This is a genomic window from Neoroseomonas rubea, from assembly GCF_016106015.1.
GTDB lineage: Bacteria > Pseudomonadota > Alphaproteobacteria > Acetobacterales > Acetobacteraceae > Neoroseomonas > Neoroseomonas rubea.
The window spans coordinates 1-639 of the sequence record NZ_JACADQ010000733.1 but is presented as its reverse complement, the minus strand read 5'-3'; the positions used below and the strand labels follow the sequence as shown (position 1 = coordinate 639).

The following is a 639-nucleotide window of genomic DNA, read 5'->3' as shown; positions in this document are numbered from 1 at the left end:
TGGCGGCGCTCGCCGCGGCCTGCTGCGCCTGGAACGGGGGGGTGGCCTGGCTCGCGGCCTGGCGCGCCGTGGCGGGGGCGGCCGGGGGGCTGCTGATGGGGCTTGCCGGGCCGGCCGTGCAGGCGGTGGTGCCGCCGCAGCGGCGCGGCATCGCCGGTGGCCTTGTGCTGTTGGGAGTCGGCACCGGGGTCACGCTGGGCGCGCTGCTCGTCCCGGCGCTGGTGGGCGTGGATGTGTCGGCGGCCTGGCTCGGGCTTTCGGCGGCCACCTTGCTGCTCTGGGCCTTCGCACGGCCGCGCTGGCCGGCGCCGCCGCCCGCGCCTGTGCCGGCGCGCGGGGACGTGCCGCCGGCGGGACTGCTGATCGGCGCCTATGCCCTGTCCGGCGCGGGGCTCGTGCCGCCGATGGTCTATCTCGCCGATTTCGCGGCGCGCGGGCATGGCCTCGGCGTGCAGGCGGGCGGGCTGATGTGGCTGGTGTTCGGCGCCGGGGCGCTGCTCGGCAGCGTTTCGGGGGGCGCGCTGGCGGATCGCATCGGCGGGCGGCGGGCGATGGTGGTCGGGCTCGCCGCGCAGGCGGTCGCGCTCGCGCTGCCGCTGCTGCCGACGCTGGCGGGGCTGGTGGCGGGCGGCTTCCTGT

1 protein-coding gene is annotated in these 639 nt (G+C 79.2%); it reads left to right on the top strand.

The window, feature by feature from the left end; genetic code table 11:
• Positions 1-41 precede the first annotated feature (41 nt).
• On the top strand, positions 42-639 hold a 598-nt coding region (locus HW577_RS26115; RefSeq protein WP_332837825.1), incomplete at its 3' end, for a YbfB/YjiJ family MFS transporter.